Origin of the sequence: Chitinophaga sp. (assembly GCF_039596455.1) — a bacterium.
GTDB lineage: Bacteria > Bacteroidota > Bacteroidia > Chitinophagales > Chitinophagaceae > Chitinophaga.
In genome coordinates, this window is record NZ_JBCNJR010000001.1 from 1,876,760 (window position 1) to 1,902,715 (window position 25,956).

The following is a 25,956-nucleotide window of genomic DNA, read 5'->3' on the forward strand; positions in this document are numbered from 1 at the left end:
AAGCCCGGCCCATCTGAGCCGGGCTTAATTATTTGGGGGATAGTCAGTTTTTACCTGCTATGCCCATTTCAAGGCCGCGCAGCTCAGCCAGCCCGCGGAGGCGGCCAATGGCGCTGTAGCCGGGGTTGGTCTTTTTGTGAAGGTCATCCAGCATCTGGTGGCCGTGGTCAGGGCGCATGGGGATGGATACGTTCCTTTTTTGCATAACGGCCAGTATGTTCTTCACCACACTGTACATATCTACGTCCCCTTCCAGGTGGTTGGCTTCGTAGAAATTACCCAGCGCATCGCGCTTGGTGGAGCGGAGGTGAATGAAGTGGATGTGGTCTCCCAGGCGCTCTACCATGCCGGGCAGGTCATTGTCTTCCCGCACGCCGTAAGAGCCGGTGCAGAAACAAAGCCCGTTGGCCGGTGAGGGGGCTGTGGCCAGCAGCTCACGCGCATCTTGCTCTGTGCTTACCACGCGGGGCAGGCCCAGAATAGGATACGGGGGATCGTCAGGGTGGATGGCCAGCTTGATGCCCACTTCTTCCGCTACCGGAACGATCTGTTGCAGGAAGTAAAACAGGTGCAGCTTCAGCTTGATGGCGTCCACGTCTTTATACTTGTCAAGCGCGGCCTGGAACTGCTCCAGCGTGAAGCTTTCTTCAGAGCCCGGCAAACCGGCTATGATGTTGCGTTGCAGCAGGGCTTTCTCTTCGTCCGTCATGCTGTCGAACTGTTCTTTGGCGCGGGATATTTCTTCTTCCGGGTAGTCGTTTTCCGCACCCGGCCGCTGCAGCATGAACAGGTCAAAGGCCATGAACTGCGCCTTGTCGAAACGCAGGGCTTTGGAACCATCTTCTACGGTGTAGGAGAGGTCTGTACGCGTCCAGTCAAGCACGGGCATAAAATTATACGTTACCGTATACACGCCGCAGGCAGCCAGGTTACGCAGGCTCTGCTGGTAGTTTTTGATATATTCCTTGAACCGGCCGGTTTGCGTTTTAATGTCCTCATGTACGGGAACACTTTCAACAACAGACCAGGTGAGGCCCGCCGCTTCTATTTCCTGTTTGCGCTGCATGATCTCTTCCTTGCTCCATACAACGCCGTTGGGAACGTGATGCAATGCGGTAACGATGCCCGTGGCGCCCGCCTGGCGGATATCTGAAAGGCTTACAGGGTCTTTGGGACCGAACCAACGCCAGGTCTGTTCCATTCTCAACATACTCTGAATGTTTTTTTAGTTTCCCAAAAATAGAATCAAAAGTGAGATATGCAAATAATCCGGGTGAAATATCCGTGATATGATAAAAAACGGAGGCGTAATGAAGGTGTGTATATAACGCCTGCATGGTGGCTGCTACGGTGGGCCGGCACTATGGGAACTCCGGCGGCTGCTGCAGCAGTATTACCACCATATCCATTACATTGGTGTGCGTATGGCCGGTTTTGAGGAGGGAACCGGTTTTTTCGAAAAAGTGATACGCGTCGTTGTTGTGAAGAAAGGGCAGCGGGTCTGGCGCGCCTTGCAGCAGATGAGCGTTGATGACGGCGCCTGCGGCGTCTGTTGGCCCGTCTATGCCGTCAGTACCGGCGGCCAGGAACGTGATGTGGCGCGCGTCTTTGATGGTCATGCCGGCCGCCAGCGCCAGTTCCTGGTTGCGGCCGCCTTTACCGGTGCCGCTTACCTGTACGGTGCTTTCCCCTCCGGCCAGCAGGCATGCGGGAAAAGGGCCGTTGTAAGCCAGCGCTTGCCGCGCCAGGCGCTGCGCCAGTTCCCGCGCTTCTCCGGTGGCCGTGTTTGTTAATATGGTGGTATGATAACCCAGTTGCTCCGCCTTTTCTTTGGCGGCGGCCAGGGCTATGCTGTTGCTGGCGGCTATGCAATATTGTGCGTGCGGAATGCTGCCGGGCTTGGGCGTTTCCGCTACCGCGCCAGTGAGCCCTTGCTCCAGGTGATGGCGGATGCCGGCGGGCAGCGTATCAATGAGCCGGTATTTTTCCAGCACGGCCCAGGCTTCCGTAAAGGTAGACGGGTCTGCCACTGTGGGGCCGGAACCTATTACGGCAGGGTCGTTGCCGGGCACGTCTGACAGAATGATGGTGTAAATCCTGGCCGGGTGTAGCCGGCGGGCCAGCTGGCCGCCTTTGATGGCGGAGAGGTGCTTGCGCACGGTATTCATTTCGCGGATGTCTGCGCCGCTTTTCAGCAGCGCATTGAACAATTGCTGCAGCTCTTCCATGGTAACGCCATCGGGCACATCGGCCAGCAGGGAGGAGGCGCCGCCGGAAAGCAGGAACAGCACCAGGTCTCCCGGCTGCATGGCGCCGGCCATTTCAAGCATGGCGGTGCCGGCAATGAGGCTGTTCTCGTCTGGCACCGGGTGGCCGGCAATAACGGTTTGTATGCGGGAAAGCGGAGCGGCGGCGGGGTCATTGGTCACTATCAGGCCTTGCATGATTTTGCCGCCCAGGAGGGATTCAGCTTCCCGCGCCATAGCGGTGGCGGCTTTGCCGGCGCCCAGCACAAAAATGCGGGTGGCTTCCTGAACAAATTCCATGGGCAGGCAGCTGCGCATAAACTGCTGCGGCTGCACCGCGGCCACGCCCTGCCGGAATATCTGGTATGCCTGTTGCGCAAAATGCTCCATCAGCGGTTGGCTTTACGGGCCAGCTTCTTGTCTTGTTTGCGGTCCATTTTAGCCTCCAGCTGCTCTTTCTTCTGCAATTGCCAGTCATTCCACTTTTTGTATTGCGCAGGCGTAAGCACTGTTTTAAACCGGTTGCTGCGCTCGGCGTCCAGCTGCTGGCGGAGCTGCATTTTACGGCGGGTGTCGAGCGTGGTGTCTCTGCGGGAGGCGTCGCGGCGGCGGGCAATGTCGTCATTGATAGCATGTATCTGCTGGTTCTGCTCTTTGGTGAGGTTCAGCTCACGGTACAGCTTGTCAGACATCTTGTCTGCCTTGGAAGCAGCGTCCCATCTTTCTTTTTTGACCCTGGCTGGTTCCTGGGCCTGCCCGGCCAGTGCTGCAAGCAGCAGAAGCACCATCATAATGCCTGTATTCTTTTTCATAAACGATCTGTTAACCGGTTTTCCGCAACTTTTATACCGCTTGTAAAATTTCTACTAAAATAGGCGATAAGCGGTCAATCATTTGTTAAATTTAACGCTTGTAGCTGTATTGTGACCTGATGCCGGACATAATTTAATCTAAACCTGTACCGGTGGTATGATTATCAGCCATCAACTAATTTCTAAAAGTAAATCGAACATGAAACCAGATTTGTTACAACAGAGGCCGCAACGCTACCTCTCCCGGCTGGCGCATGCGCGCCGCCGCGCCGTATTGGGGGCCGTTGCCCTGCTGCTGGCGGGCTTCAGCGCCCGGGCGCAGGAAACCTGGCCGGTAAACGGCGTGGCAGACCCGAAAAACGATTGTTACGCCTTTACCCATGCCACCATCGTAAAAGATGCACAAACCACGCTCAACAACGCCACTCTTGTGATACGGGACGGCAAGATTGCCGCAGTGGGGGCATCTGTGTCCATTCCGAAAGATGCCGTGGTGATAGACTGCAAGGGCAAATTCATCTATCCTTCTTTTGTAGACGTGTACAGCGACTATGGTATGCCGGCCGTGCAGCGGCGCAGCGGCGGTTTCGGCAGCAGCACCGGCCCGCAGTTCCTCTCCAATACCAAGGGCGCTTACGGCTGGAACCAGGCCATTAAAAGCGAAGTGAACGCCGTACAATTGTTCAACACAGACGAAGCCAAAGCCAAAAGCCTGCGGGAACAAGGGTTTGGCGCGGTGCTCACCCACCAGAACGACGGCATTGCCCGCGGTACCGGCGCGCTGGTGAGCCTGGCGGCAGAAAGGGAAAACAAAATCGTACTGCTGCCCAGGGTATCCGCACATTACTCATTTGATAAAGGAACTTCTACGCAAGATTATCCTTCTTCCCTCATGGGCACCATTGCCCTGCTCCGCCAGCAGTACCTTGATGCGCAATGGTATAAGTCAGGCCCCGCCAAAGAAGGGCTTAACCTCAGCCTGCAGGCCTGGAATGAAAACCAGCCGCTTCTCCAGGTATTTGAGGCTAACGATAAATGGAACGCACTGCGGGCAGATAAAATAGGTGATGAATTTGGCGTTCAGTATGTGATCAAAGCCGGAGGCAACGAGTACCAGCGCCTGCCGGAAATGGCTGCCACCAAAGCCACCTTCATCCTCCCGCTGAACTATCCCCAGGCTATGGACGTGGAAGACCCTAATGACGCACGTTTTGTAGCACTGGCAGATATGAAACACTGGGAGCTGGCGCCCACCGCCGCGGGGGCTTTTGAAAAAGCCAATATCCCCTTTTGCCTTTCAGCCGCAGATCTGAAAGACGTGAAGACCTTCCTTGGCAACTTGCGTAAAGCGATAGAATATGGTCTTTCAGAGCAAAAAGCACTGGAAGCGCTGACTAAAACCCCGGCCACGCTCATCAAGGCGTATGATAAAATAGGCAGCCTTGAAGCCGGCAAACTGGCCAACTTCCTCATCACCTCCGGCCCTATCTTCGCGGAAAGCACCGCTATTCATCAAAACTGGGTGCAGGGCATTAAATATGCGGTGAAGGAAGACGGCTGGAAAGACCTGCGCGGCTCTTACAACATCACCTTCAATAACACCACCTACCCCATTGAAATTAAGGGAACGCCCGCCTCACTCAGCCTGGTGAACAAAGACAGCATAGCCGGCAAAATTGAGGTAGACGGGCAACTGGTGAAACTGGTCATCAACAGATCAAAAGACGGCAAGCAGCAACTGCGGCTGAGCGGCGCCATAGGCCCGGACAATACCTGGAATGGTTCCGGGCAGGACGAAAAGGGCACTTACGGCAACTGGACGGCTTCCCTCACCAAAGCCTTTACGCCAAAGGCGGATACCGCCAAAAAGAAAACCGCGCCGGAGCTGGGTAAAATATATTACCCGTTTGTAGGGTACGGATATGAAACCCTGCCCAAACAGGAAGACATCCTGATCCGCAACGCCACGGTGTGGACCAACGAGAAGGAAGGAAAGCTGGAAGGCACGGACGTGCTGGTGCGCAATGGTAAAATAGCACAGGTAGGGAAAGGCCTTTCCGCCGGTAATGCCCGCGTGGTAGACGGTACAGGTAAACACCTTACGCCCGGCATCCTGGACGAGCACTCCCACATCGCTATTTCCCGCGGGGTAAATGAAGGCTCACAGTCTGTTACATCCGAAGTGCGCATTGCAGACGTAGTGAACCCTGATGATGTGAACATTTACCGTCAATTGAGCGGCGGTGTTACTTCTTCCCACCTGCTGCACGGCTCCGCCAACACCATCGGCGGCCAAAGCCAGCTGATCAAGCTGCGCTGGGGCGCCAATGCCGAGCAGCTGAAGTTCCAGAACTGGGATGGTTTCATCAAGTTTGCATTGGGCGAGAACGTGAAACAGTCTAACTGGGGAGAACGCCAGCGTAGCCGTTTCCCGCAAACCCGCATGGGCGTGGAGCAGGTGCTGGCCGATGCCTTTACCCGCGCCAAAGACTATGAAAAAGCAGGCGCCAACAAGCGGCGAGACCTGGAGCTGGACGCGCTGGTGGAGATACTCAATAAAAAACGTTTCATCACCTGCCACTCATACGTGCAGAGCGAGATCAACATGCTGATGAAAACCGCGGACCGCTTTGGCTTCAAGGTCAGCACCTTTACGCACATACTGGAAGGGTATAAAGTGGCGGACAAGATGAAGGCCCATGGCGCCGGCGCTTCCACCTTTGCAGACTGGTGGGCTTACAAGATGGAGGTGGTAGACGCCATTCCCCAGAACGCCGCCATCATGCAACGTGTAGGCCTTACCGTGGCCATCAACTCAGACGATGCGGAAATGGCCCGCCGCCTCAACCAGGAGGCTGCCAAAAGCGTAAAATACGGTGGCATGTCTGAAGAAGACGCTCTCAAAATGGTAACCCTCAACCCCGCGCTGCTGCTGCACGTGGCAGACCGCATCGGCAGCATCAAAACCGGGAAAGACGCAGACCTGGTACTCTGGAGCGACCATCCGCTGAGCATTTACGCCAAACCGGAAAAAACCATGGTAGACGGTATTGTATACTTTGACAAGGAAAAAGACCTGGAGCTGCGGGCCCGTATTGCAGCTGAGCGCAGCCGCCTCATCGGCAAAATGCTGGGAGATAAAAAGAAAGGGCTGCCTACACAGCGGCCGGTGCCCAGCAGGGAAGAGATCTACCATTGTGAAGATCTGCAGGCCGGCCACCAGCATCACATCCTTGACGAGCATGGCCTCGAAACGCTTAACCAGTAAACTGTATTTAACATGAACAAATTTCTCAGCTATATACTTGGTTTCACCGCCTGCAGCCTGCAGTTACAGGCGCAGGAAACGGTGTACCCTGCCAAACCGCAGCAGGGCCCCATTTACCTGAAAAATGCCACTATTCACACAGGCAACGGGGAGGTGATCACCGGCGGCACCATTGGCTTCAACGGCGGAAAAATTATTGCCGTGGGCGGCAACGTGCCCATTCCCGCGGACGATGTAAAGGTGTTTGACATGCAGGGGCAACATGTATACCCCGGCCTGATTGCGCCTGAAACCACGCTGGGCCTCACGGAAGTAACCAGCGTACGCGCTACTAACGACTACCAGGAAGTAGGAGAGATCAACCCCTCCGTGCGTTCCATCGTATCTTACAACACAGACTCCAAAGTGATAGGCACACTGCGCACTAACGGCATACTGCTGGCGCATACCGTGCCCCAGGGCGGCCTCATCAGCGGCAGCTCTTCCGTGGTGCAGCTCGACGCCTGGAACTGGGAAGATGCGGCCTACAAAACAGACAACGCCATCCATTTCAACATGCCCCGGCTCATGGCCAGGAGCAATCCTTTTGGCGCAGCGGCCAGCGGCCCCAGCACGGATGCTGTAAAGGCCGCCATGGCCAGAATTGAAGAAGTGAAAGATTTTTTCCGCGCCGCCCAGGGTTACCTGCAGCAGCCCAAACACGGCGCTACCAATCTTAAGTATGAAGCCGTGAAAGGCCTGTTTGACCGCTCACAGAAGCTTTTCATTCACTGTGACCTGGTGAAGGAGCTGATTGTGGCTGCAGACATTGCCAGGGAATTTAAATTTGATGTAGTGATAGTAGGTGGTACAGACGCCTGGCTGATCCCTGATGTGCTGAAGAAAAACAACATTCCTGTGGTGCTGACCCAGCAGCACAGCCTGCCCGTAACGGCAGACGATGATGTAGACCAGCCGTACAAAACGGCGGCACAGCTGCAGAAAGCCGGCATCCTGTTCTGTATCAGCAACGAAGGTTTCTGGCAGCAGCGCAACCTGCCGTTCAATGCCGGCACCGCCGCGGCTTATGGCCTCAGCAAGGAAGAAGCGCTCAGCGCGGTTACCCTCAACGCCGCCAAAATTCTGGGTATTGCAGATAAAACCGGCTCGCTGGAAGCAGGAAAAGATGCCAATATTGTAGTAAGCACCGGAGATATCCTGGACATGAAAAGCAGCGTGATCACCCGCGCTTACATACAGGGGAGAGAAGTAAGCCTGGAAGACAAACACAAACAATTGTACGAAAGGTATAAATACAAATATGGCCTTAACTAGGTGTTTAGATGATATAAAAAGGGCTGACCGGTTTTATGCTGGTCAGCCCTTTTCTTATTTTTTCTTCTTCGCTTCAAAAGTGCCGTTGGGCTGGAGGAAGGTAATCGTTTCCACCTCCTGGCCTTTCAGCCCGAAACGCACCCGGTAGCCGTTCAGTTTTGTTAACGTAAAGGTATGGTTACCCGTGGGGGTGGTTTCATATTCCGGCTGCCCCGGTACAAACACATACAACACATCTCCTTTCATGTAAACGCGTACGCTGGAAGCGCCCAGCATGTATTCTCCCGTATATTTTTCCAGCGTGCTTTTGGGAACGGCTGCCCGTTTGGGTTGGTAGGTAAATTCCAGCGGGTTTTTCAGGGAAGATTCAAGCGGCGCCAGCAACTTTTCTACACGCCCCGTATCATTATAACGGAACGTGAAACGGAGGCCGGTACCGGTGGTATCTATCACTCCTTTATCATCTATCCCCCTTGCCTCAAAAACATCGTAATGAAAATGGGAGAGGTACATGGAATCTTTCTCCGGCGCTATTTTCAGATAGAGGCCATTCTTGTGTTGCACTATTGAGATAGTGCCGTACCCCGGATGATAGAAATCACCTTCGTAAGCTGAAAGCTGGTGAGAGGGCTTTGTGCCTTTAATGCGGTCATGGTCTTTACTCTTGCCGGAATTCTTCCGGTTGGCAATGGCCTTCCGGATGTTGTCTCTTACTTCGGCATTCCAGTCTACCGGCTTCAGCTGCAGCATACGGTCTGCAATGATCTTGCGGGCGTAGTCGGGCACGGCAGAACCGTTCTGGTTGCTGAGCACTACAATACCCAGCTTGTCTGAAGGGTAAAAACCAACGCTGGCGGAGAAGCCATCTATATTACCGCCGTGCTCCACTTCATAGTGGCCCCGGTAGGAATCAATAAACCAGCCCAGCCCGTAAGACAGGAGGTGGATATCACTATGCTTTTTGGGCAATGCCGCGCCTGGGATGACCATTTGCGGTGCCGCGGCTGCTTCAATGTAGGCGGGGGGCAAAATGTCTTTCCCGTTGTATTTTCCTGCGTTGATCCACGTCATCAGCCATGCCGCTATTTCGTTGGCGCTGCTGTTGATACTGCCGGCCGGCCCTATCACCGTCAGGTCATGAAAGTCCATTTTTTCAATAATGCTGTCTTTTTTAACGGTATAGCCATAGGAAAAATCTTTGTCTTGCTGCATCTCTGCCACGGAAAAGTTGGTGCGGGCCATGCCCAGGGGCGTTAGTATCCTTTCCCTGATATTGTCTTCCCATGACTTGCCGGTTATTTTTTCGGCAATCATGCCCTGCGCCAGGTACATCAGGTTGTTGTATTGCCAGTACTCGCGGTTTTCCCTGTTAGGTTCCAGGTATTGCAACCGTTTCATCAGGCTGTCTCTCGACCCGGTTTTGAAGGCGTACCAGCTCCAGTCGTGCCGCGGCAGGCCGGTGCGGTGGCTCATCATATCGCGGATGGTGATGTTGGCGTCCATTTTTTCATTGTAAAAATGATAACCGGGCAGGTAGCTGAGAGCCGGCTTGTCAAGGCTCAGATCGCCTTTATGGGCCAGCTGCCCCATAAGCGCACAGGTAAAGGCTTTGGTGCTGGAGCCGATGGCGAAGAGGGTATTGGGCGTTACCGGCAGTTTTTCTGCATAATTACGGTAGCCGAATCCCCTGGCGTAAACGATCTTGTCTTTCTCCACCACGGCTACGGCAAAGCCGGCGGCCTTGCAATCTGTAAGCAGGGCGGAAAGCAGGCTGTCTACTCCTGCCAGCCTTTTATCGGTCAGGGAATCGCTTTGCTGGGCTTTTGCATGGGTAAAGGCCAGCAAAGCAAGGCCAAAGAGGGGAATCAATTTCATGGCGGGTTGAAAGGTTTAGGATGTGAAAATAAGATTTTTTCCGCCGCTGCCGTTCCTGCTGACATACCCTTGTCACCATCCGGTGCCACATTTGTATAAAAAAGTATGAGAATCACCACTACCAGGCTCTTCGGGCTTGCGGAGATAAGTCCTGAAGATGTAAAACAAAAGCTGGGGCAGCCCGGATTCATTGCCATAGACAATAATACTATTTCCTCCTTCCGCCGCCACCACCTCCCGGGGGCCAGGCACCTGGACCCGGGAGACTATGGCCCTGAAGACCTGGGGCCGGACAAAAAAGCCCTGATCGTGTTCTATTGTTCGGATGCGCTTTGCGGCGCGGGGCCTTATGCCGCCAAGCGGGCGCGTAACATGGGGTATGAGAACGTGTTTGTGATGACGGCGGGCCTTTCCGTATGGCTGCGGAAGGGATACCCGGTAGAGGCTGAAATAAAAAACGGCGCAGTACCGGAGTAGCTGCGCCGCTGTTATCGTAAAATGCTGGTTTACACTACTTTTACGAGAATATAATTTTTCTTCCCTTTCTGGAACAGGATGTTTTTGCCGATGATGAGCGCATCCTGGTTTACCGGCTGGTCAATGGCGGTCACTTTGCTGCCGTTCATGCTCACGCCGCCGTTCTGGATGGTTTTGCGCGCCTCTCCCTTGCTGGGGAAAATACCGGCATCCGCCAGGAAGCTGACCACGTCTTTACCCTCCGCCAGGTCTGCCGCAGGTACTTCAAACTGGGGCACGCCGGCCATCACCTTCAGCAGCTGCTCTTCTGAAAGTGACTTCAGCACCTCTACAGACGCGTTGCCGAACAGTATCTGAGTAGTGGTAATGGCAAATTCATACTCCTGCTCGCCGTGGATGAAGCTGGTTACTTCTTTGGCCAGGCGCCGCTGCAGCACGCGTTTGCCGGGGTCTTGCCGGTGTTCTGTAATGAGCGCGGTAATGGTGGCCTCATCCAGGAAAGTGAATATTTTGATATAGCTCTCCGCGTCTTCGTCTCCCGCGTTCAGCCAGAACTGGTAAAACTCGTACGGGCTGGTTTTTTGAGGGTCCAGCCAGATGTTCCCTTTTTCTGACTTGCCGAATTTGGTGCCGTCTGCCTTTTTAATGAGCGGACAGGTAAACGCGTAGGCCTCCCCGCCACCGATGCGGCGTACCAGCTCAGTGCCGGTCACTATATTGCCCCATTGGTCTGAGCCGCCCATCTGCATCTTGCAGTTTTTGGTATTGTACAGATGGTAAAAATCGTAGCCCTGTATCATCTGGTAGGAAAACTCCGTAAAAGACATCCCGTTATCTCCTTCCAGCCGCTTCTTCACAGAATCTTTAGCCATCATATAGTTTACGGTGATGTGTTTGCCCACGTCACGGATGAAGCTGAGAAAGCTGATGTTCTTGAACCAGTCGTAGTTGTTCACCATTTCCGCTGCATTGGGCTTTGTGGTATCAAAGTCCAGGAAGCGCTCCAGCTGGGCTTTAATGCAGCGCTGGTTGTGCAGCAGCGTGGCCTCATCCAGCATCTTTCTTTCCTCAGCCTTGAAGGAAGGGTCTCCCACCATGCCGGTGGCCCCGCCTACCAGCGCCAGCGGCTTGTGCCCGGCCTTCTGCAGGTGCACCAGCAGCATAATAGGCACCAGGTTACCCACATGCAGGGAGTCTGCCGTAGGGTCAAAGCCCACGTAAGCAGTGGTCATTTCCTTCTGCAATTGTTCCTCCGTGCCCGGCTTGATATCCTGCACCATTCCTCTCCAGCGCAGTTCCTTGATAAGATCCATGAATAAGAAAAATTTTTGCAAAGCTACGCATTCAATTACGAATAACGAAGATTGAAGCGGTAACTGTTTGGTATACAGCGTGTTTGATGTGGCTGGTTACTTCCTGGGCCTCCAGGGGATTTCTTCCACCTGCAGCCGGTGGCCGGCGTAGCGGGCCAGCACAAAAAGATAATCGCTCAGGCGGTTGATATACTGCAACACCAGCGGTTCTATATACATGTCCTGCTCCTGCATGTTCACGCACAGCCTTTCCGCGCGGCGGCATACGCAGCGGGCCACGTGGCAGTGAGATACGGCTTTGTGGCCGCCGGGCAGCACAAAGAACTTCATTTCCGGCAGCACCGTGTTCATGGCGTCTATGTGGTTTTCCAGCAGCTGTACGTCAGCTTCATGCAGGTCTGGCACCTTCATTTTGCTGTCTTTATCAGGGTCTGTGGCCAGGGAGGCACCTACCGTGAAAAGGCGGTCCTGTATTTCCCGGAGCTGTTGTCTGACGGCATCTTCCTCCACATAATCACCTACCAGGCCCAGCCAGGAGTTCAGCTCGTCTACCGTGCCGTAGGTTTCTATGCGGAGGTGGCTTTTGGGCACCTTGGTGCCGCCAATCAGTGAAGTTTTGCCCTTGTCACCCGTTTTGGTGTATATCTTCATTGCCATAACAGCCTTTTTTGCGAAGGTAAAGAAATAAAAAAGGCGGCAGTTGCTGCTGCCGCCTTCCATATAGTTGATGAGTGTCAGTGGCTGTGTGCCGCTGCTACTTCATTCAGTTTATCTGATTCTATCAGGCCGTCTCTCAGCCTGATGATGCGGCGGGCGTGGGCCGCAATGTCTTCCTCATGGGTTACCAGCACCACCGTGTTGCCGGAAGCGTGGATGTTACCGAAAATTTCCATGATCTCCACGGAAGTTTTTGTGTCCAGGTTACCGGTAGGTTCGTCTGCCAGGATGAGGGAAGGGTCGTTCACCAGGGCGCGCGCAATGGCCACACGCTGGCACTGGCCGCCTGAAAGCTCGTTAGGCTTATGTTTGTAACGGTCCCCCAGGCCTACTTTCTCCAGCATAAGCCGGGCTTTGTCTTCCCGCTCCTTTTTGCCGATGCCAGCGTAGATCAGCGGTACGGCCACATTTTCCAGGGCGGAAAGGCGGGGCATCAGGTTGAACTGCTGGAATACGAAGCCGATCTCCTGGTTGCGGATACGGGCCAGCTCATTGTCTTCCATCCTGCTTACATCATGGCCGCTCAGCACATACTTGCCGGAAGTAGGCGTGTCAAGCGCCCCCAGTATGTTCATGAGAGTAGACTTGCCGGAGCCGGAGGGGCCCATCAAGGCTACATACTCGTTTTTGAAAATATCGAGCGAAACGCCTTTCAGTACGGGCAACTCGTTCTTTCCGATAAAATAGCTTTTACGGATTTGTTCAAGATGGATAACAGACTGGGCCATATTTATTTCTTGATTACTTTAGGGACGCTGAAATATTCTTCGGTATGGGCAGGCGCATTTTTAAGGCCTTCTTCGCGGCTGATACCGGGCAGTACTTCATCGTTCCTGAGCACATTGGTATCTGCCGTCATATGCAGCAATGGTTTCACGTTGGCGGTGTCAAGCTCTGCCAGCTTTTCTACAAAGGTGATCATCCGTTGCAGGTCCTGCCGGATCTCTTCACTTTCTGCCGGGTTAATGTCCAGCCTTGCCAGGGTCCCCAGTTGCCGGATCAGGGCATCATTCACTTCCATGAGTTCAAATTAACGATTAAATCTAACAAATAGTATTAATATCTCCGATAAATGTTGACCGGTTCGGCAAAATTAGGGATAAATGGCGGTCAATTTTCTTAAATTGCGCCCCGATATGGGAAAGGAAAAAGAAATCGTTGTGAGCGGCATCCGCTCTACCGGCATTTTACACCTTGGTAACTACTTTGGCGCCATCCGGAATTACATCCGCATGCAGGAGGAATTTAACTGTTATTTCTTCGTGGCAGACTGGCACTCGCTGACCACTCACCCGGACCCCAAGGCCCTTCGCGGCAACGTGTTCAGGGTGCTGGCGGAAAACATCGCTTCCGGGCTTGACCCGGAAAAGGTGACCCTGTATGTACAGAGTGACATCCCGGAAATTGCCGAGCTGTATCTCCTGCTGAACATGATGGCCTATAAAGGGGAGCTGGAAAAGGTGCCTACCTTCAAAGACAAGGTGCGCCAGAACCCGGATAATGTGAATGCCGGCCTGCTGACCTACCCGGTGCTGATGTCTGCAGACATCCTCATTCACCGCGGTCTGAAAGTGCCGGTAGGCAAAGACCAGGAGCAGCACCTGGAAATGAGCCGCAACTTTGCGCAACGTTTCAACAACCGTTACGGTTACCTTTTCCCTGAGCCCGTTCCTTTCAATTTCGGGAGTGACCTGATCCGCATCATGAGCCTTGACGGCAATGGTAAAATGAGCAAGAGCGAAAACCAGAACGCCACCATTTACCTCAATGACACGGACGATGCCATCCGCAACAAGATCAAAAAAGCCAAAACGGACGCCGGCCCGCAAGCGCCCAATTCCGCGAAGCCAGACTATATTGCCAACCTCTTCACCATTATGGGCCTGGTATCTACACCTGATACCGTGCAGCATTTTGAAGATGCGTTTAATAACTGCAGCATCCGCTACGGCGATATGAAAAAGCAGCTGGCTGAGGATACGGCCGCATTCATCAGGCCCATCCGCGAAAAGGCGGAGGCCATTGAGCACGACTCCGCTTACCTGAACCGCATAATGCGCATGGGCGCTGAAAAAGCGCGTGAATCTGCCGCGCTTACCCTGCGGGAGGCCCGGAAGCTGATGGGTATTAACTTTTACTGATTCATACACCCCCTTGCATGGCAAAGAACAAGATCAAGCACATTGCAATAGCCGGCAATATTGGCGCAGGAAAAACCACGCTCACTGAAATGCTGGCCCGGCACTACAAATGGACGCCCCAGTTTGAGGATGTGGAGCATAACCCCTACCTGAGCGACTTTTATGACGACATGCCCCGCTGGTCTTTCAACCTGCAGGTGTATTTCCTGCATAGCAGGCTCAAGCAGCTGGTAGACATACAGCATGGAAAAGAAACCGTGATCCAGGACCGTACCATCTATGAAGACGCCCACATTTTTGCGCCCAACCTGTATGAAATGGGGTTGATGACGAAGCGCGACTTTGACAACTACTTCAATTTCTTTGAAACGTTGAAGTCTATGGTGAAGCCGCCGGACCTGCTCATTTACCTGCAGGCTTCCGTGCCAACACTGGTGGCGCAGATACAAAAAAGGGGGAGAGAGTATGAGGAGAACATTCGTTTGGACTATCTTAAACGGCTAAACGAATTTTATAATTCCTGGATAGAGAAGTATAAAGACGGGCCGCTGCTGATCATAGATGTAGACAAGAACAAGTTTCCCGAAAAAGAGGAAGACCTGGGCGAGATCATCTCCCGTATTGACTCTGAGCTGTACGGGTTGTTTTAAATAACCGCAATCGTTTGTATCTCCGGAACAGGAAAAAGACATCCTGTTTCCGGAGATATTTTTTTTGGTGGGAGTGCTGATGACGATTAATTTGCTGCCGAGAAAAAAAAGTTTGTTAACCAGCAAAAGCGCATATGAAATTCCTTGTTTGTTTATTGGGCATGCAATTCAGCATGTATTTTCCGCAGGTTTATGCCGTCAGAAATTTCCCGGTTGCCTCTTCCCAGAGCGTGCAGCCACCGGTGTTCCCGGCCAGCAGTTTTTCTCCTGTTATGCAGGTGTTCCGCAATCCCGGTGCTCTCGCAGACATGCAGCATTTGGCGGCTGGCTTGTATACTGAGCGGCGTTTCCTCCTGAAAGAACTGAACGTGTATTCGATGGCGTTAGGTATACCGCTGGCCGCCGGTGTTTTGGGTTTCAAGCTATGGCAATTGGGCTACCCGTTATATCGTGAGCAACTGGCAGGTTTGGGTTATGCCTTGCCGCTGGGCAGCCGGCTACGGGCCGCGGTTTTCCTGGATTATGGCACTTATGGTATGGATGCAGAGCTGGGACTGGCATGGCAACTGACAAAGGAAGCCGGTCTAAGCCTGCACCTGTGGGGGCCGGGCAAACGCTATGGCGTGTATACGGCCTGGGTGAGCTACATGCCTTCCGCCGGTTTACGGCTGGAAGGTGAGTGGCGGAAAGAGGCACAATGGCCGGTGTTTATGAGGGTACAGTGCCTCTACAGGCCGGCCGGCGCCATATGGCTGCTGGCCGGTTTTTCCGCCGCTCCCGCCACGCAGTTTGCCGGTGCGGCTTTCAGGGCAGGGCGGCTGCAGATAGGGGTTACAGGCAGCTATCATTCGCTGCTGGGCATTACACCGGGTATTATGTTGGTATGGGAAAAAGAGTAAGCAGGCTGCATGCCATGGCGGTAGCGTTGTTGCTGTGGGGTACATTGAAGGCTGCCGGGCAGGAAATACCGCAGGAAGAGAACCAGCACGAGCCACCCTACGAAGCGGAACTGGAGCAGCTGCCGGAGGAAGAGCAGGCACGGCTGGAGAACGATGAGGCGTTGCAGCAAAGAGAAGCGCTGGCCGGCAGGCGGCTCAACCTGAATACGGCCGACGAAGCGGCACTGTACACGTTGGGGTTGCTTTCCGGTTTGCAGGTACAACAGTTCCTGGCATACCGGCAACTGCTGGGCCCTTTGATCAGCCTGTACGAGTTGCAGGCGGTACCCGGCTTCGACCTTCCGCTCATCCGTTCTTTGCTGCCTTATGTACGTGCAGGTACAGGCCTGGAGCCGGCTTATACCCTGAAAGATTATTGGACGAAGGGAAAACATACAGTGTTGTTGCGCTATCAGCGGCCATTACAGGAAGTGGAAGAGAACAAATATAACGGCAGCGTTGACAAGGTGATGCTGCGGTACCGCTACCAGTTTTCCCCATACATGAGTTGGGGCGTGGTAATGGAAAAAGATGCAGGAGAGCAGTTTTTCAGTGGAGCACAAAAACAGGGATTTGATCACTATGGCGCCCACCTTTTTCTGCGCAGAGGCAACATCAAGGCGTTGGCGCTGGGAGATTATACTGTCAACATGGGGCAAGGGCTTATTCAGTGGCACGGCCTTTCATTCGGTAAAAGCGGGCAGGTAATGCAGGTGAAGCGCGAAGGAGAAGTGCTTCGGCCTTATGCTTCCGCGGGAGAATTTTATTTCTACCGTGGAGCGGGCATTACAGTAAAGGACCGCCGCAGCGAGTGGACGGCATTCCTTTCCCGCCGCGCGCTGGATGCGGCAGACAGCAGCGGCTCACTTACCACCGGTGGCTACCACCGCACGGCTGCCGAAGCAGGCAAGCGCGGGAGCATGCTGCAATACACTGTCGGCGCCGTATACAAAAGATGGCTGCCACATGGGCATGCTGCCTTGAATGTGCTGGCTCACCGGTTTTCTAGGCCTTTTGTGAAAGGGGATGCGCCGTACCGGCTGTATGGCGCTGACGGGCGTAACTTCCTGAACGCAGGGGTTGATTATGCGTGGGGCTGGCGCAACCTGCATTTTTTTGGTGAGGCGGCGGTGGATAAAAACAGGCAGTATGCTGTTTTACAGGGACTGTTGGCTACGCTTTCCCGCGGAGTGGATGCGGCTTTTGTATACCGTCATGAAACGCCCGGTTACCAGGCGTTTTATGCAGATGCGCTTGGGGAGAACGCCGCTGCAGGTAATGAATCCGGATTTTATACAGGGCTGCAGGCACGATGGGGCAGCCGCTGGCTGATAGCGGCCTATGCTGACGTATTCCGCTTCCCCTGGCTGCGGTATCGCATTAATGCGCCGTCTGAAGGGCATGATGCTTTGGTGATGTGTACCTGGCAACCCGACAAGCTCACAACTCTCACCCTGCGGTATTACTATAAACGCAAAGCCTCAACAGATACACTACCCGCCAATGTTGAACAATTGATACGTTGCCAGATGAGCCTGCCGGTGATAACAAAGTGTCTTCAGTGGAAGTGCCGCATGCAGGCCAGTGCTGCTGCGTGGCTGGTACATCAGCAATGGGAAGCCCGCTGGGAGCAGTGGCGTTTCAGTGCAGGATACACCTGGTATGAAACAGCGGAGAAAAAAGCAGTGTTTCTTGCCGGACAGGGATTTCCGGGAGATAATTCACTGGCCCGTTATTCCGGCAGTGGCTGGGGGCTGCAGGTACAGGCCCAGCGGCGTATTGGCCGGGCTGTTACACTATGGTGCCGCTGGCAGCTGACGCCGGGTGTCAGTTCGGTTCAGGTGCAATGGCGTTGTGATTTATAGCGGGCCTCAGCAAAAAAGACTGCGAAACTGCGCAGACAATGTGAAAAAATGCCCTCACTGCGAAATGGGTGAAGTGGGAATAAATATTTTTTAAAATAATGTGATAATCTTATCTAGTTGATATTCATTTGATTATAAAGTTATCTTGTAAGATTTTTTAACAAACTTTTAACCGGCGCATTTTTGAAAATAAAAAATACACTATCTTAGAAATATCATCCAAAATTTGATACTGACTGAAGGGAGAAAAAGAAGTCAAAAACTTTTTAGAGTATTTCAGAAAAACTAAAGCCAAAATTTAAACCGAGAAAAAGATCCAGAGCATCTAAACGTTTCATCAACCGACGGTAAAGACTGCCATTCTATTACCTAGACACTACTTTATTACCATAACCCGGATTTGGATTAGAAAACAGTTTTTAATCACGGGATACCTGTGTACAAACTAACCGTAAAACCTATATGACAAAAACATCGTGTCAATCTCTGTATCAATTTGAGCAACATCTGGATACCTGCATCACCTAGCTTCAGTTTCAATAATAAAAATTGCGTCAACCACTATATCAATTAAACAAAATCTAAATCGCTATGACTTAAATCTGCTCATGTATTTTTTCATTTCCGCCAATTTTTAGAATTAAAAGTTCATCATCCAAAATCTGAATCTTTCTTTTATGAAACAAGCTTTACTGTTCATCACCATGCTTATGGTGAGTGTCAGCCTTGCGTATGCACAGCAGCGCAAGGTGACAGGTAAGGTGGTAGGAGACGACGGCGCTCCAATTCCTTTTGCCACCATACAGATTAAAGGCACAACATCGGGAACCACTGCTGACCAACAAGGCAATTTCAACCTCACCGTTTCCGGAGACAATGTTGTAATCATTATCAGAAGTGTTGGGTTCACCCAACAGGAAATTCCCCTGGGAAGCCAGACGTCTGTCAACGTAACGCTGGCCTCAGATTCCAAAAGCCTGCAGGAAGTAGTAGTAACAGCGCTTGGTATGAACCGCGCAAAAAAATCACTGGGCTACGCCGTGCAGGAAATCAAGGCAGACAAAATCACCCAAACCAAACAGGCAGACCTCAACACCGCTATTGCGGGTAAAGTGGCCGGCGTGCAGCTACGCGGCGGCTCCGGCGCCAAGTTTGGTACTACTACTATCCGCCTTCGCGGGGTAAACAACCTCACCGGCGGTAATCCTATTTATGTGGTAGATGGGGTAATTACTCCTTCCACCGCTATCAACCCTGACGATGTAGCTTCGCTCACCGTACTGAAAGGCCCCGCTGCCACTGCATTGTACGGCCAGCGTGCTTCTGAGGGCGCCGTGGTGATCTCTACCAAAAAATCAAGCGGCTCCGGTATTGGTGTTACGCTGAACCACACCACTACTTTCGAAAGGGTATACGTGCTGCCGGAATACCAGAATGAATACGGTGGCGGTAGCTCACAGAGCTGGCGCACCTTTGTATTCAACCCGGCCTCGCACGATCCGGCTTTGCAAGTGCTGGACGGAGCCAAGTACTACAACTATGAGGTGGATGAAAGCTGGGGCCCCCGCATGGATGGTACTATGCATGCTCCCTGGTACGCGTGGGACAAAACAGTGAGCCCGGAAGACTTCGGCAAACAGAAGCCCTTTGTAGCGCACCCCAATAACGTGCGAGACTTTTTTGAAACGGGCATTGCCAACAACACCACCGCTTCTTTTGCCAAAAGCGGCGAAGGGTACAGCAACCGCTTTTCCTTTACCAATCTTACCCGTACCGGCGTGATCCCCAATTCCAAACAACAAAAGAACTGGCTCACCTACACCGGCTCACTTAACCTGACAGACAGGCTGGTAGTATCTACCGGCATCAACTACGTGTATGAATATCTTTTCAATGTACCGCGGGAAGGGTACAGCACGCAAACAACCGGCTCTTTCAACCAGTGGTTTCACCGTAACCTCGAAACAGACAAGCTCAAACAGTACTACAAACGCCCTGACGGCAGCTTCCGCAGCTGGAACATCACCGGGCCTACCAATCCTGCAGTGAAATATTGGGACAACCCTTACACTGAAGCGTATGAAAATGTGAGCAACAACTGGGAACAGACCATTTTCGGCCATGCAACCCTGGCGTACAGCTTCCTGGACGGGTTCAAGGCCCAGGTGATCACACGCGGAACATTCATCAACGAGAACGCAGATAACCGCGTGGCCTCCTTTACGCTGAACCCCGCGTTCTATGGCACCAACCAGGACAAACGCACGGAAACGGCCTTCCTGGGCAGCCTGGAATATGAAAAGAACGTGAACGACTTTTCTGTCAGGGCAGGTATCTGGGGTGAGATCAACAAACGCAAACGCAATCAGGTTTCCTCTCAAACCGCGGGCGGCTTCATTGTGCCCAACGTATACAATGTCAGCAACTCGCTGAATGAAAAAGTGACCAGCAATTTTGTTCAGAACCGGCAGATCAACAGCTTGTTCGGGTACGCCTCCGTTGGCTACCGCGATATGGTGTTCCTTGACGGGTCTTTGCGGAACGATGTGTCTTCCACCTTGCCCGCAGATAACAACTCTTACGTGTACGGCAGCTTGTCAGGTTCTTTTGTTTTCACGCAATTATTTGAGAACAAAAACTTCCTGAGCTTTGGTAAGGTGCGCGCATCTGTAGCCCGCCTGGGTACAGATACCGATCCTTATGGTTTGTTTGAAACATTCCCGCTTGGCACCAACTACAGCAAACCTATTGTATCTCCTTCCGGGGCTACAAGCACTGTGGTGTATTCCCGGCAGAATGTGCCTGATACAAGGCCAAATGATGAGCTGCGCCCTGCCATGTCTACCAGCTATGAGGTGGGTACGGAGCTGCAATTTGCAAATAACAGGGCCCGCCTGGATGTAAACTACTTTTACCGCAACAACAAAGACCAGATCGTGAACGTAACCGTGCCCAGTTCATCTGGTTACGGCAGCCGCCTGATCAACGCCGGTGAAATGGAAAACAAGGGATGGGAATTCACCATCGGCGCAAGCCCCCTGAAAAGCAAGGACTGGAATTGGGACGTTGATATCAATTTTGCGTTCATGAAGAACAAGATCATTTCCATAGCGCCTGGTGTAGACAACCTGCAGGTAGCGCTGGACGGTTCCGCTCTTTCTTTCGGGTTTGTAGGCTCTCCCCGTGTTTCCCTGAACGCCACCAAGGGTAAATCTTACGGCCAGATATTGGGAGGAGGCTTTGAGCGGGATGAAGCAACCGGTAAAATACTGGTAGATGACGATGGGTATCCCCTGATGAAGAACCAGGTGGAACTGGGTTATGTAACGCCAGACTGGACCGGTGGTCTTGCATCCGGTTTAACGTACAAAAACTTTTACCTGAACTTCTCACTTGACTTCCAGAAGGGCGGCCGCTTTGTATCTATCTCCAAGATGTTCAACGCCGGGTCTGGCCTGGGCATAGAAACCGTAGGGAATAACGATAAAGGCATTCCCAAACGTGACCCTGTGGAAGATGGCGGCGGCATCAAGCTGGATGCTATCAATGCCAACACCGGTAAGCAGAATGAGGCCTACGCTGATACCAAAGATCTCTATGAATCTTATCTGTTCTCTATGTGGGAGAACTGGACGTATGATGCTTCTTATGTTAAACTTCGTGAACTGTCTTTCGGATACTCCCTGCCGGCAAAGATCTTTAACAGAACGCCTATTAAAGGTATTAACGTGGCAGTGATAGGTCAGAACCTCTGGCTCATTTATTCAAAAGCCAAAGGCCTTGACCCCTCAGAACTGGAATCCTCCTGGATTGAGGGCGGCCAGCTGCCCGGTACACGGTCAATCGGCTTTAATGTAAAAGTTAATTTCTAATATCTAAACCGCAGAAGAAATGAAACAGATCAGGTTTAAATATATAACATCGGCGGTGATGCTTGGATTAATGCTTACATCCGCCGTTTCCTGCAAGAAGGATTTTGGGAACATGAACGTGAACCCGAATACTCCCGCGGAGCCCAGCACCAAGTTCCTGTTCGGCAGCTCCGTGTTAGGTCTCGCCGGCGTTACCAATGCCGCGGGCGGCGTATTGTACGTACAGCATCTGGGAGAATTCATCTATAACAATGAATCCCGTTATTTTAACCGGGAATACAGCTATAATGGAATTTACGCCGGCCCGTTAATGGACCTCACCCGTATGATCCAGCTCAATACCGACCCGGCTACGAAAGACACGAAAGCAGTAACGGATAACGGCCCTAACGATAACCAGCTGGGCCATGCCAGGATATTGCGTGCATTCCTTATGATGCATATGACAGACAGATGGGGAGCCATTCCCTATTCTGATGCATTGAAAGGGATAGAACAGTTGCAGCCCGCATTTGATCAGCAAAAAGCCATTTATGCCGATTTGCTGAAAGAATTGAAAGAGGCGCCGGCGCAGATTACACGGGCTATGCCCAATGACCCGCTTTTCGACGGTAATTTTCAGCGCTGGAAAAGATGGGGCAATTCACTGAGGGCCATAGCAGCCATGCGTATTGTTAAAACAGAAGATGCTGAGGCCGGCAAAGCTGCTTTCCAGGAAGCTGTTGCGGCTGGCATCATGACCAGTTCTGATGACGATGCCGCTTACGCCTACCTGGCGCAGCAGGCATTTGAAAGTCCCTGGTATACCAACTACCGTAGCCGCTACGACTATGGCGTAAGTGAAACGTTCATAAACAAGCTGACTGCGCTTTCTGACCCCCGTTTGCCCATCATGGCCCGTGCACCCAAGTTGGCGCCCGGAACATTTAAGGGGGTGCCATATGGGAGAAATGTTCAATATCAAACCGACGAGTACAGCCTTATTGGTACTACGCCGGCAGCCCAGGCTTTTCCCGCGGTATTGACCTCCTACGCCCAGATGTGCTTTACCATGGCTGAAGCGGCATTGCGCGGATGGGTCCCGGGAGGCGATGCTGAAGTGATTGCCTGGTACAATAAAGGCATAGATGCGTCTATCAGGAAATGGAAAAAGCTGGCCGGCGCCGTTGCTACAGACGTTGAGATTGCCACTTACCAGGCCCTGCCGGTGGTGCTTTTGCAGCCTGCGCAAACCTTTGACCAGAAACTGGAACGCATCATGACCCAGAAATGGATCAACTTCTATCTTGGCAACGGCTACGAGGCCTGGGCAGAATGGCGCCGCACCGGCTACCCTGTGCTGTCTCCTGCGCCTGATGCCGTGAATGTGGACAAGCAGATTCCCCGCCGCCAATGCTACATTGGTACAGAGCGGGACCTGAATAAGGCCAATTATGATGCGGCCCTTGCCGCGCAGGGCCCGGACGAACTGTCTACCCGCCTCTGGTGGGATAAACCCTGAACTGTCATCCTTACCGCGACTTTAGCCTGTTGTGGCTTTTTTATAGCATGATTTAGATTTTGAAGTCACCCGGCTACAATGTCAAAGGTCGGCCTCTTCCGGGGCCGGCCTTTTTTTCGTGGCATTCAGCAGGCTTTTTATATTTTTGTACCACATTAATCCACACATAATGGAAAAACAAGAAGAGCAACAGCAGCTCAATATTGAGCTGAGTGAAGAAATTGCAGACGGAACATACGCCAACCTGGCAATTATTACGCATTCTCCTTCTGAGTTTGTGGTTGATTTTATTAATGTGATGCCCGGCCTGCCGAAGGCCAAGGTAAAATCGCGCATTATTCTTACGCCGCAGCATGCCAAACGCCTGATGAAGGCGCTCGTAGATAACATTAAAAAATATGAATCCGCTCACGGCACCATCCAGGACCAGGAGCCGGTTTCCATTCCCATGAACTTCGGAGGCCCTACCGCGCAGGCATAATTGAACAGAATGGAGCAAGTTTTTCCTTACGAGCACCTGCACGCATTTACACAGGATGTTTTTATAAAGATGGGCTGCCCGGCAGACCAGGCCAGCCTGGCTACCACTGTATTATTATCTGCAGACCTCCGGGGCATAGATTCCCACGGCGTGGCGCGGCTTTCAGGGTACGTGCGGCTGTGGGAGGCAGGGCGTATCAATGCCCGGCCCAATATACAGGTGGTGCACGAAACGCCCAGCACGGCCGTTGTTGACGGAGATAGCGGCCTGGGCCTGGTGGTGGCGCCCTTTGCCATGCAAGTGGCCATGGATAAAGCCCGCAACGCCGGCACCGGCTGGGTGAGCGTACGCAATTCCAACCACTTCGGCATAGCCGGCTACCACGCCATGATGCCCCTGGAGCAGGATATGATAGGCATGGCCATGACCAACGCCAGCCCGCTGGTTGCGCCCACCTTTGCTACGGAACGCATGCTGGGCACCAATCCCATTGCCGTGGCCATCCCCGCCGGCAGCCAGCCCGCTTTTGTAGCTGATTTTGCCACTACTACGGCCGCCAACGGCAAGCTGGAAATTCTGCAACGCAAGGAGCAGGAGGCGCCGCTGGGCTGGATCCAGGACAAAAGCGGCACGCCCAGCACTAACCCCAATGAGCTGAAAAGCGGCGGGGCTTTGCTGCCGCTTGGCGGAGACCGTGAGCATGGAAGTCATAAAGGGTATTGCCTGGGTGCAATAGTTGATATATTTTCGGCCGTGTTTTCAGGCGCCAATTACGGCCCCTGGGCGCCGCCGTTCGTAAGTTTTCTGCCGCTGCCGCCAGACCCGGTGGGCAAAGGCCTGGGCCACTTTTTCGGCGCTATGCGCGTAGATGCGTTCCGTCCGGCAGACGAGTTCAAGGAGCATATGGACAAGTGGATAGGCCGCTTCAGAAGCGCCGCCACGGTAAGCGGGCAGGAAAAAGTACTGATACCGGGAGACCCGGAGCGGGAAATGGAAGCGGAAAGGAGAAAAACGGGCATTCCCCTTTTAGGGCCGGTAGTAAAGGACCTGGGAGAAATAGCCATGAAGTTTAAAATCGATTTTTAAGTAATACATATTATACCTTAACTACAAATGAAAGTCTTGAAATTTGGCGGGACCTCAGTGGGTAAACCTGAGCGTATGCATGCCGTAGCGAAGTTGATCACCGCAGATACCGATGCCAAAATAGTGGTATTGTCTGCCTTGTCTGGTACCACTAACGCCCTCGTGGAAATCAGCCAGTCACTGCTTGACGGTAAAAAAGAGCAGGCCAAACAGCAGATAGACAAACTGGAAACCCATTACCGCAGCTTCTGCAATGAGCTGGTGAAGGGAGAGGCCGCCCGCGAAAAAGCCAAAGAGATCGTAGACGAACATTTTGAGTTTCTGAACATTATCCTGAAAATATCTTTCAACGAAGCGCTGAACAAAGACATCCTGGCGCAGGGAGAGCTGCTCTCTACCAAACTGTTCTGCGTCCACCTGGAGGATGCCGGTATAAAGGCCGTGTTGCTGCCGGCGCTGGACTTCATGAGCATAGACGAGTTTGAGGAGCCTGAAATTCCCCGCATGAAGGTGAAGCTGAGCGCACTGATAGACAAACATAAAGGCGAAACCCTCTTCATCACCCAGGGTTACATTTGCCGCAATGCGCGCGGTGAGGTAGACAACCTCAAACGCGGCGGCAGCGATTATTCCGCTTCTCTTATCGGCGCGGCCATCAGGGCGTCCGAAATCCAGATCTGGACAGACATTGACGGCATGCACAACAATGACCCACGGGTGGTGAAAAAAACCTTCCCCATTGAGCAGCTGTCTTTCGACGAAGCGGCAGAGCTGGCCTACTTCGGCGCCAAAATTCTGCACCCTGCCTCTATCTGGCCGGCGCAGCATTTCAACATCCCCGTGAAATTGCTCAATACCATGCAGCCGGAAGCCAAAGGCACCATCATCACGGAATTGCCGAACGGAAACGGTGTAAAGGCCATTGCCGCCAAAGACGGCATCATTGCCATCAAGATCAAGTCCAGCCGCATGCTGCTGGCTTACGGTTTCCTGCGCAAAATATTTGAGGTGTTTGAAAAGTACCGCACGCCAATTGACATGATCACCACGTCTGAAGTGGCGGTATCACTCACTATTGACGATCAGAAGCACCTTGACCAGATACTGAAAGAGCTGCAGCCTTTCGGCACCGTGGAGCTTGACCATCACCAGGCCATTGTATCCATTGTAGGTAACGAAGTGGCGGCTACGCCTTCCATCCTCAAAAAACTGTTTGAGGCCATGAATGAAGTGCCCCTGAGAATGATCTCTTACGGTGGCAGCCGTCATAACATTTCCATTCTGGTAGGCGGGCAGTACAAGGAAAAGACCCTGCAACTGCTCAATAAAGGGTTGTTCGGGCTGGATTGAGCCTGGTAACTGCTTTTCACTCGTATAAAGATATCACGAACGCTCCGCTT

The 25,956-nt window shown here is 52.8% G+C and carries 20 protein-coding genes; 12 read left to right on the forward strand and 8 right to left on the reverse strand.

Translation table 11 applies throughout. The features are described from left to right. Window positions 1–43: 43 nt before the first annotated feature. The 3 genes from uxuA to ABDW36_RS07705 form a co-directional block, all read right to left on the reverse strand. Entirely contained in the window at window positions 44–1,210 is a 1,167-nt protein-coding gene (uxuA, locus tag ABDW36_RS07695; RefSeq protein WP_343701301.1) for a mannonate dehydratase, read from the reverse strand. Window positions 1,211–1,361: 151 nt separating this feature from the next. Further along, a complete protein-coding gene (locus ABDW36_RS07700; RefSeq protein WP_343701302.1) occupies window positions 1,362–2,636 on the reverse strand; it encodes a glycerate kinase in 1,275 nt (424 codons plus the stop codon). Continuing rightward, entirely contained in the window at window positions 2,636–3,058 is a 423-nt protein-coding gene (locus tag ABDW36_RS07705; protein ID WP_343701303.1) for a hypothetical protein, read from the reverse strand. Before ABDW36_RS07705 ends, ABDW36_RS07700 begins: the two co-directional genes overlap by 1 nt. Before the next feature lie 199 nt (window positions 3,059–3,257). Between ABDW36_RS07705 and ABDW36_RS07710 the strand changes: the two genes are divergently transcribed. Then, window positions 3,258–6,326, forward strand: coding sequence for an amidohydrolase family protein (locus ABDW36_RS07710; protein ID WP_343701304.1), 3,069 nt, complete (start codon window positions 3,258–3,260; stop codon window positions 6,324–6,326). A 12-nt stretch (window positions 6,327–6,338) separates the two neighbouring features. After that, entirely contained in the window at window positions 6,339–7,640 is a 1,302-nt protein-coding gene (locus ABDW36_RS07715) for an amidohydrolase family protein (protein WP_343701305.1), read from the forward strand. Window positions 7,641–7,694: 54 nt separating this feature from the next. Here ABDW36_RS07715 and ABDW36_RS07720 read toward each other — a convergent pair whose 3' ends face one another. Next, complete coding sequence (locus ABDW36_RS07720; protein WP_343701306.1) at window positions 7,695–9,515, reverse strand: serine hydrolase; 1,821 nt, start codon at window positions 9,513–9,515, stop codon at window positions 7,695–7,697. Window positions 9,516–9,620: 105 nt separating this feature from the next. Here ABDW36_RS07720 and ABDW36_RS07725 point away from each other — a divergent pair, with 105 nt between their 5' ends. Then, on the forward strand, window positions 9,621–9,992 hold the full coding sequence (locus ABDW36_RS07725) for a rhodanese-like domain-containing protein (RefSeq protein WP_343701307.1): 372 nt from the start codon (window positions 9,621–9,623) through the stop codon (window positions 9,990–9,992). A gap of 29 nt (window positions 9,993–10,021) precedes the next feature. Here the strand turns inward: ABDW36_RS07725 and tyrS are convergent, their stop codons facing one another. The 4 genes from tyrS to gatC form a co-directional block, all read right to left on the reverse strand. Further along, window positions 10,022–11,305 (reverse strand): tyrosine--tRNA ligase, encoded by a 1,284-nt coding sequence (tyrS, locus tag ABDW36_RS07730; RefSeq protein ID WP_343701308.1) that lies wholly within the window; start codon window positions 11,303–11,305, stop codon window positions 10,022–10,024. 96 nt (window positions 11,306–11,401) lie between these two features. Beyond that, complete coding sequence (locus tag ABDW36_RS07735) at window positions 11,402–11,962, reverse strand: cob(I)yrinic acid a,c-diamide adenosyltransferase (protein ID WP_343701309.1); 561 nt, start codon at window positions 11,960–11,962, stop codon at window positions 11,402–11,404. A gap of 77 nt (window positions 11,963–12,039) precedes the next feature. Next, window positions 12,040–12,750, reverse strand: coding sequence for an ABC transporter ATP-binding protein (locus ABDW36_RS07740; RefSeq protein ID WP_343701310.1), 711 nt, complete (start codon window positions 12,748–12,750; stop codon window positions 12,040–12,042). 2 nt (window positions 12,751–12,752) lie between these two features. Next, window positions 12,753–13,043, reverse strand: coding sequence for an Asp-tRNA(Asn)/Glu-tRNA(Gln) amidotransferase subunit GatC (gene gatC / locus ABDW36_RS07745; RefSeq protein ID WP_343701311.1), 291 nt, complete (start codon window positions 13,041–13,043; stop codon window positions 12,753–12,755). A gap of 115 nt (window positions 13,044–13,158) precedes the next feature. Between gatC and trpS the strand changes: the two genes are divergently transcribed. From trpS to ABDW36_RS07790, 9 genes are all read left to right on the forward strand, one after another. After that, a complete protein-coding gene (trpS, locus tag ABDW36_RS07750) occupies window positions 13,159–14,163 on the forward strand; it encodes a tryptophan--tRNA ligase (RefSeq protein WP_343701312.1) in 1,005 nt (334 codons plus the stop codon). A 17-nt stretch (window positions 14,164–14,180) separates the two neighbouring features. Further along, window positions 14,181–14,813 (forward strand): deoxynucleoside kinase, encoded by a 633-nt coding sequence (locus ABDW36_RS07755; RefSeq protein ID WP_119076545.1) that lies wholly within the window; start codon window positions 14,181–14,183, stop codon window positions 14,811–14,813. A gap of 134 nt (window positions 14,814–14,947) precedes the next feature. Beyond that, complete coding sequence (locus ABDW36_RS07760) at window positions 14,948–15,712, forward strand: hypothetical protein (RefSeq protein WP_343701313.1); 765 nt, start codon at window positions 14,948–14,950, stop codon at window positions 15,710–15,712. After that, window positions 15,697–17,616 (forward strand): hypothetical protein, encoded by a 1,920-nt coding sequence (locus ABDW36_RS07765; protein WP_343701314.1) that lies wholly within the window; start codon window positions 15,697–15,699, stop codon window positions 17,614–17,616. The genes ABDW36_RS07760 and ABDW36_RS07765 overlap by 16 nt, the downstream gene beginning before the upstream one ends. Window positions 17,617–18,293: 677 nt before the next feature. Further along, window positions 18,294–21,488, forward strand: a complete 3,195-nt coding sequence (locus ABDW36_RS07770) for a SusC/RagA family TonB-linked outer membrane protein (RefSeq protein WP_343701315.1) — start codon at window positions 18,294–18,296, stop codon at window positions 21,486–21,488. Window positions 21,489–21,546: 58 nt separating this feature from the next. Further along, window positions 21,547–22,989 (forward strand): SusD/RagB family nutrient-binding outer membrane lipoprotein, encoded by a 1,443-nt coding sequence (locus ABDW36_RS07775; protein WP_343701316.1) that lies wholly within the window; start codon window positions 21,547–21,549, stop codon window positions 22,987–22,989. A gap of 169 nt (window positions 22,990–23,158) precedes the next feature. Next, window positions 23,159–23,470 carry a DUF3467 domain-containing protein gene (locus ABDW36_RS07780; protein WP_343701317.1) on the forward strand — a complete coding sequence of 104 codons (312 nt, stop codon included), beginning with the start codon at window positions 23,159–23,161 and terminating at the stop codon, window positions 23,468–23,470. A gap of 9 nt (window positions 23,471–23,479) precedes the next feature. Next, a complete protein-coding gene (locus tag ABDW36_RS07785) occupies window positions 23,480–24,556 on the forward strand; it encodes an Ldh family oxidoreductase (protein WP_343701318.1) in 1,077 nt (358 codons plus the stop codon). 27 nt (window positions 24,557–24,583) lie between these two features. Next, window positions 24,584–25,906 carry an aspartate kinase gene (locus ABDW36_RS07790; RefSeq protein ID WP_343701319.1) on the forward strand — a complete coding sequence of 441 codons (1,323 nt, stop codon included), beginning with the start codon at window positions 24,584–24,586 and terminating at the stop codon, window positions 25,904–25,906. Window positions 25,907–25,956 lie beyond the last annotated feature (50 nt).